The organism is Mesorhizobium sp. CA15 (genome assembly GCF_020165215.1).
Lineage (GTDB): Bacteria > Pseudomonadota > Alphaproteobacteria > Rhizobiales > Rhizobiaceae > Mesorhizobium.
Genome location: NZ_JAIUHQ010000004.1, coordinates 359002 through 365605 on the forward strand (window position 1 = coordinate 359002; position 6604 = coordinate 365605).

9 protein-coding genes are annotated in these 6604 nt (G+C 63.4%); 8 read left to right on the forward strand and 1 reads right to left on the reverse strand.

The genetic code is table 11. The features are described from left to right. Window positions 1-12: 12 nt before the first annotated feature. From LB515_RS10980 to trmB, 6 genes are all read left to right on the forward strand, one after another. Window positions 13-1086: a hemolysin family protein gene (locus tag LB515_RS10980; protein WP_224526707.1), complete on the forward strand. Its 1074-nt coding sequence runs from the start codon at window positions 13-15 to the stop codon at window positions 1084-1086. 12 nt (window positions 1087-1098) lie between these two features. Next, window positions 1099-1569 carry a VOC family protein gene (locus LB515_RS10985; RefSeq protein WP_224707716.1) on the forward strand — a complete coding sequence of 157 codons (471 nt, stop codon included), beginning with the start codon at window positions 1099-1101 and terminating at the stop codon, window positions 1567-1569. Between the two features lie 177 nt (window positions 1570-1746). Then, window positions 1747-3333, forward strand: coding sequence for an apolipoprotein N-acyltransferase (gene lnt / locus LB515_RS10990; RefSeq protein ID WP_224707717.1), 1587 nt, complete (start codon window positions 1747-1749; stop codon window positions 3331-3333). Window positions 3334-3472: 139 nt separating this feature from the next. Next, window positions 3473-3895, forward strand: a complete 423-nt coding sequence (locus tag LB515_RS10995) for a helix-turn-helix domain-containing protein (RefSeq protein WP_095765969.1) — start codon at window positions 3473-3475, stop codon at window positions 3893-3895. A gap of 162 nt (window positions 3896-4057) precedes the next feature. After that, window positions 4058-5323, forward strand: a complete 1266-nt coding sequence (gene metK, locus LB515_RS11000) for a methionine adenosyltransferase (RefSeq protein WP_095765968.1) — start codon at window positions 4058-4060, stop codon at window positions 5321-5323. Beyond that, window positions 5320-6030 (forward strand): tRNA (guanine(46)-N(7))-methyltransferase TrmB, encoded by a 711-nt coding sequence (gene trmB / locus LB515_RS11005; RefSeq protein WP_224707728.1) that lies wholly within the window; start codon window positions 5320-5322, stop codon window positions 6028-6030. The genes metK and trmB overlap by 4 nt, the downstream gene beginning before the upstream one ends. Window positions 6031-6059: 29 nt before the next feature. Here trmB and LB515_RS11010 read toward each other — a convergent pair whose 3' ends face one another. Further along, a complete protein-coding gene (locus LB515_RS11010) occupies window positions 6060-6221 on the reverse strand; it encodes a hypothetical protein (RefSeq protein ID WP_181174833.1) in 162 nt (53 codons plus the stop codon). On the opposite strand from LB515_RS11010, the gene LB515_RS11015 reads away from it, so the two are divergent. Continuing rightward, complete coding sequence (locus tag LB515_RS11015; RefSeq protein WP_181174832.1) at window positions 6205-6447, forward strand: CopG family ribbon-helix-helix protein; 243 nt, start codon at window positions 6205-6207, stop codon at window positions 6445-6447. The genes LB515_RS11010 and LB515_RS11015 overlap by 17 nt on opposite strands. Beyond that, a partial coding sequence (locus tag LB515_RS11020; RefSeq protein WP_224527091.1) for a type II toxin-antitoxin system RelE/ParE family toxin occupies window positions 6444-6604 on the forward strand: 161 nt, incomplete at its 3' end. The genes LB515_RS11015 and LB515_RS11020, both read left to right, overlap by 4 nt.

A 6604-nucleotide genomic window follows, 5' to 3' on the forward strand; every position in this document is an offset into this window, starting at 1 on the left:
GACCCGATGGCGATGAACGACACACCAGAAACTGCCGCCCGTCCGGACGCCGGCAGTGCTGCCAAGTCTTCCGAAAAGACGGAAGAGGGCTCAAGTCCGAGTATTCCGACCGGCAGCGCGGCCGCTGAGCCGACGCATGCCGGTCCTTCCCTTGTCGACCGCGTGCTTGGCCTGTTCCGGCACCGCAACGGCACCAGCCTGCGCGAGGAGATCGCCGGCGCGCTTGCCGAAACGGCGACCGACGCCGGCGCCTTCTCGCCCGGCGAACGCGCCATGCTCAACAACATCCTGCGCCTGCGCGAAGTGCGGGTGGAGGACGTCATGGTGCCGCGCGCCGACATCGAGGCGGTCGAGATCAACACGACGCTTGGCGATCTGCTCGGCCTTTTCGAGCAATCCGGCCATTCGCGCATGCCGGTCTATTCCGAGACATTGGACGATCCGCGCGGCATGGTCCACATTCGCGACGTGCTCGCCCACATCACCAAGGTCGCCCGCGTCAAGAAGGGCCGCAGCAGAGCGAAGGCGCCGGTGACGACGGCGCTCGACCTTGCCCAGGTCGACCTTGCGCGCACCATCGGCGATCTCAGCCTGATCCGCCCGGTTCTGTTCGTGCCGCCCTCGATGCTTGCCTCCGACCTGATGGGGCGCATGCAGACGACCCGCACGCAGATGGCGCTGGTCATCGACGAGTATGGCGGCACCGACGGCCTCGCCTCGCTGGAGGATATCGTCGAGATGGTGGTCGGCGACATCGAGGACGAGCATGACGACGACGAGCCGATGATCACGCAGACGGGCGACGGCGTCTTCGTCGTCGACGGCAAAGCCGAGATCGACGAGGTCGCCAAGATGATCGGCGAGGATTTCGCCGCCGGCGAGCATGGCGAATATGTCGACACCATCGGCGGCATGATCTTCAACACGCTCGGCCGCGTCCCCGCTCGCGGCGAAGTGGTGCAGGCCATCCCAGGTTTCGAGTTCCACGTGCTCGACGCCGACCCGCGCCGCGTCAAGCGCGTGCGCATCGTGCAGAGCCAGAAAGGCGAGCGTCGCCGCCGCGCCGCGCGCACCGAGCAGGCCTGACACCGTCGCGACATGCCCGTCGACGATCCATTCAAGCATGCCGTTCTCGGCTCAGGCGTCTTCTATAAAGATCCGCGCGCCGCATTGACCTGGCTGCAGGCGGCCTTCGGCTTCGAGCCGAGCATGGTGGTGAGCGACGCCGACGGCCGGCTTGTCCACGCCGAAATGCGTTTCGGCGACGGCTACATCATCGTCGATTGCGAATGGGCCGAGCATGTCGCCAGCCCGGCCTCGGTCGGCGGCAAGAACACCCAGGCCGTCTATATCCGGCTGCGGCAGGATATCGACGCTCATTGCGAAAAGGCACGTGCGGCCGGCGCGGAAATTCTTCAGGGACCGACGGATCATTTCTACGGCGAGCGCCAATACCGCGCCCGCGATCCCGAGGGTCATGTCTGGACATTCAGCCAGACCGTGCGCGTTGTCCCGAAGGACGAGGCCGAGCGGCTGAGCGGCCTGCGGATCGAGGGCTGGCACAACTGAGCATTTTGCACCCAACCGGAATCGCTTGGCGTTGCAGAAATGCGGCTAAGGCAAAGAGCTGTGGCGGGATACCGATATAGCGCGACGGCGCATCAGGCTGCGCTTATCTGGGTTTGGATCGGGCGGCGCAGCCTGTTAAACCTCTAGCTCCCTGATTCGCGCGACTTGGGAAGCTTGATGCAGCGCTTTGCCGGCCGGATAATTCTGCAGTGGGGGTGGCGGCGGGCGCTGGTGGCGTTTGCCGCCGGAGCGCTGGCGGTGCTTGCCCAGGCGCCTTACGATTTCTTCGCCGTCTGCTTCGTTTCGTTTCCGGTCCTTGTCTGGCTGCTCGACGGCGCCACCGGCGAGGCGTCAGATGGCTGGTTGAGGCGCCTGAGGCCGGCCTTCGCCGCTGGCTGGTGGTTCGGCTTCGGCTATTTCCTGGCCGGTCTTTGGTGGATCGGCCAGGCATTGCTGGTCGAGGCCGATACGTTCGCTTGGGCCTTGCCCTTCGCCGTTGTCGGCATCCCGTTCGCGCTGGCCTTTTTCTATGGTTTCGCCACGGTTGTGGCGCGGCTGTTCTGGAGCAGCGATATCGGTCGTATCGCGGCGTTAGCCTTCGGCTTCGGGCTCGCGGAATGGCTGCGCGATTTCCTCTTCACCGGCTTCCCGTGGAATGCCGTCGGCTATGCCGCAATGCCGGTGCCGCTCCTGATGCAGAGCGTATCGGTGACCGGCATGATCGGCATGAATGCGCTCGCGGTCTTTGTCTTTTCGCTTCCGGCGCTCATCGCCGCGCGCCGCCATCTCAAGCTCGGCCTCGCCTTGTTTGTCCTCCTCGTCGCCGCCCATGTCGGCTTCGGCTATGTCAGGCTTGCGGCACCGGTCGAATCGAGCCGCGCGATCGACGTTCGCATCGTTCAGCCCGCTGTCGATCTCAGCGAGAAATGGGATGCCTCGGTGCGCGAACGCATCTTTGCGACTTTGCTGGGGATATCGGGGAAAGCGCCGGAACAGGGCCATGCCAAGCCGCAGCTTATCCTGTGGCCGGAGACATCGGTGCCGTTCCTCTTCACCGAGCGTCCGGACGCGCTGACGGCGCTGCGGGACATGCTGGCCGACGGCCAGATGCTGATAGCCGGTGTCGTGCGCGAAGAGGGCGGATCGGCCAATGCCGGCAGCCGCTATTACAATTCCGTCGTGGCGATCAACGACAAGGGCGAGATCGTCGATGCCGTCGACAAGGTGCATCTGGTGCCCTTCGGCGAATATCTGCCCTTCGCTGACCTGTTCGAACGCTTGGGCATAGGCCAGCTTGTTGCCGGGCCGATGAATTTCGCCGCCGGCAACGAACGCCATCCGATCGGCGTTCCGGGCGGCCTGCGTGCCGCTCCGTTCATCTGCTACGAGGTGATCTTTCCCGATCTCGTCGCTGCTGACGCTGCATCCGCCGACTTGATTGTGAACGTCACCAACGATGCATGGTTTGGCGACACGCCGGGCCCGTATCAGCACTTCAGGCAGGCCCAAATTCGGGCGGCGGAGAATGGAATGCCTCTGTTGCGCGCGGCTAACAATGGCATATCGGCCGTCGTCGATTCGCGCGGGCGCATTGTCGATGCGCTTGCTGTGGACGCGCGCGGCGCTATCGACGCGCATGTGCCCGTTTCTGGGCGCTCCCTCCTGTCCGCCGAACAGCGACGCATTAACGGATTGCTGATCATGTTGCTGTTTGCGCTGATAGCCTTCACATTGAATGTAAGGCAGCGGCTACGGGTGAATTGACAGTCGGCACATTAGAAACTCATACTGTAACGCCTAAAATTTTCTCGAAGTCGGTTGGAGGGTTCTGTTGGGGCAGGTGGCTCCGGCTTCATATGGGCGGAACAAATAGAAAAAGCCGGAAAAATTCGGCGAGGAAAAAATGACAGAAGAGAACAAGAAGAAGCCGAATCCGATCGACATCCATGTCGGGAGCCGCATCCGGCTGCGTCGCAATATGCTTGGAATGAGCCAGGAAAAGCTGGGTGAAAATCTCGGCATCACCTTTCAGCAGATCCAGAAGTACGAGAAGGGCACAAACAGGGTTGGCGCCAGCCGCCTGCAGGCGATCGCTTCCATCCTGAGCGTTCCTGTCGCCTTCTTCTTCGAGGATGCTCCGGGCGAGGAGGCCGCCGGCGGCACCAGGGGATTTGCCGAAGACTCCTCGATGGCGTTCGCCATTGAATTCTGCGGCAGTCCCGAAGGGCTTCAGCTCAACCGGGCCTTCGTCAAGATCGGTGACGTCAAGGTGCGCCGCAGGATCATCGATCTGGTGAAGGCACTTTCCGCCGAGGACGCCGATTGATTTGCCTGATGCCGCCGGCGGTTTCATGCCGTCGGTGGCATAGCCGACTTTGCCTACATTCATGCCAGATCCGTCGCGCCGCTTGACGAGCGGCGCCCGGCACCGCTAACACGTGGCGCGCCAAAATCGGCAGCTTGCCGATCTTTTCAAGAGGGGACACCCGTGACGCGGCAGAACTATCTCTTCACCTCGGAATCCGTCTCCGAGGGTCATCCCGACAAAGTCTGTGACCGTATCTCCGACGAGATCGTCGATCTGGTCTATCGCGAAGCCAAGAAGACGGGCATGGATCCGTGGAAGGTGCGCGTTGCCTGCGAGACGCTGGCCACCACCAACCGCGTCGTCATCGCCGGCGAGGTCCGCGTCCCGGACACGCTTTTGAAGAAGGACAAGGCGGGCAACGTCCTCAAGGACGCGTCCGGCCACCCTGTGGTCAACCCGGCCAAGTTCAAGTCGGTTGCCCGCAAGGCGATCCGCGAGATCGGTTACGAGCAGTCCGGCTTCCACTGGAAGACCGCCAAGATCGACGTGCTGCTGCATGGCCAGTCGCCCGACATCGGCCAGGGCGTCGACAATGCCGCCGACCGCCAGGGCGAGGAAGGGGCCGGCGACCAGGGCATCATGTTCGGCTACGCCTGCCGCGAGACGCCCGACCTGATGCCGGCACCGATCTATTACAGCCACAAGATTCTCGAACTGCTGGCAGCGGCACGTCATGAAGGCAATGGCGAGGCAGGCAAGCTCGGCCCGGACGCCAAGAGCCAGGTCACCGTGCGCTATGCCGACGGCAAGGCGGCGGAAGTCACGCAGATCGTGCTCTCCACCCAGCATCTCGATGCGAACTGGGACTCCAAGAAGGTCCGCAAGGTGGTCGAGCCCTATATCCGCGAGGCGCTTGGCGACTTGAAGATCGCCGAGGACTGCAACTGGTACATCAACCCGACCGGCAAATTTGTCATCGGCGGGCCTGACGGCGATGCCGGCCTCACCGGCCGCAAGATCATCGTCGACACCTATGGTGGCGCAGCCCCCCACGGCGGCGGCGCCTTCTCGGGCAAGGACACCACCAAGGTCGACCGTTCGGCCGCCTATGCGGCGCGCTATCTTGCCAAGAACGTGGTGGCGGCCAAGCTTGCCGACCGCTGCACCATCCAGCTCTCCTACGCCATCGGCGTCGCCCAGCCGCTGTCGGTCTATGTCGACCTGCACGGCACCGGCAAGGTGGACGAAGCGAAGCTCGAGGATGCGCTGCGCAAGGTGATGGACCTGTCGCCGTCGGGCATTCGCCGTCATCTCGACCTCAACAAGCCGATCTATGCAAAAACCTCGTCCTACGGCCATTTCGGTCGCAAGGCCGGTCGCGACGGCTCCTTCTCCTGGGAAAAGACCGATCTTGCCAAGGCGCTCAAGGACGCCGTCGCCGCCTGACGCCAGCGGACGCAAAGGATAGGCCGAGCCGGGCGACCGAGGGATTCTTCGGTCGCCGGCACGGCAAGACTATACGCCCGCAGCAGGCGATCGCCCTCGAAAGCGGCCTGCGCCAATACCGGATCGACCTGACGGCGCAAGCGCCGGCCGATCTCAGGACCTTGTTCAAGGCACCGGTCTCGACGCTGCAGCTGGAAATCGGTTTCGGTGGCGGCGAGCATCTCCTGCATCGCGCGACGGAAGCGCCGGCAACCGGTTTCATCGGCGTCGAGCCCTTCGTCAACGGCATGGCCAAGATGATGACGGCGCTCGGCAAGGCGCCGCTTGGCAATCTCAGGGTCTATGACGACGATGCCACGCGCCTGCTCGACTGGCTGCCGGAAGCCTCGCTCGACGGCATCGACTTGCTTTATCCCGATCCGTGGCCGAAGAAGAAGCACTGGAAGCGGCGTTTTGTCGGCGCCGCCAATCTCGACCGCTTTGCCCGGGTGCTGAAAGCCGGCGGCAGGTTCCGCTTCGCTTCCGACATCGACAGCTATGTGAACTGGACGCTGCTTGCCTGCCGCGAACACGGCGCCTTCGCATGGCAGGCCGAGGACGCTTCCGGCTGGCACCAGCCCTATGACGGCTGGCCAGGCACCCGCTACGAGGCCAAGGCCATCCGCGAAGGACGGCGGCCGGCCTATCTGGCCTTCATCCGGAAATAGACGGCACCAAGGTGTCGTAATCAGCCGCTCTAGAAGCGGCCGATTCGGTCGAAAGCGGCCGGATCGATGCCGAGTTTCTTCAGGTCGCTGCGTCGCCGCTCCGCCTCACGGCATGCGGAGTTGACGAACCACTTTGGTTCTACCACATTCACAATGAACCAGAATGGAGACAGGATGATGAGCGCCTTCACCGTGCGGCTTCCGGATGAGACTGTGGCCAAGCTGGACCAACTGGCCGAAAAGGTGAATCGCTCTCGTTCCTACGTCGCCGCTCAAGCGATCGAAGACTATGTCGCCAGGGAAGAATGGCAGCTTGCCGAGATCGAGGCCGGCCTTGACGAAGCCGATCGAGGAGAATTCGCACGCGAGAAGGACTTGGCCCGCGTCATAGCGAAATACGTCAAGCCCGAACGATGAAGCGGACCCGCTGGACCCAGCGCGCCGTGCGTCGTCTCGACCAGGTTGGCGCTTTCATCGAAAAGGACAATCCAACGGCCGCGGCACGAGTGGTTGCCGGTATCGTTTCCTGTGCGGACAATCTCGCCGAGCAACCCGCCATGGGGCGGGTCGGGCG

Coding starts and splice junctions, on each gene's coding strand:
- LB515_RS10980 (WP_224526707.1), top strand. CDS start 13: ATGAACGACACACCAGAAACTGCCGCCCGTCCGGACGCCGGCAGTGCT.
- LB515_RS10985 (WP_224707716.1), top strand. CDS start 1,099: ATGCCCGTCGACGATCCATTCAAGCATGCCGTTCTCGGCTCAGGCGTC.
- lnt (WP_224707717.1), top strand. CDS start 1,747: ATGCAGCGCTTTGCCGGCCGGATAATTCTGCAGTGGGGGTGGCGGCGG.
- LB515_RS10995 (WP_095765969.1), top strand. CDS start 3,473: ATGACAGAAGAGAACAAGAAGAAGCCGAATCCGATCGACATCCATGTC.
- LB515_RS11015 (WP_181174832.1), top strand. CDS start 6,205: ATGATGAGCGCCTTCACCGTGCGGCTTCCGGATGAGACTGTGGCCAAG.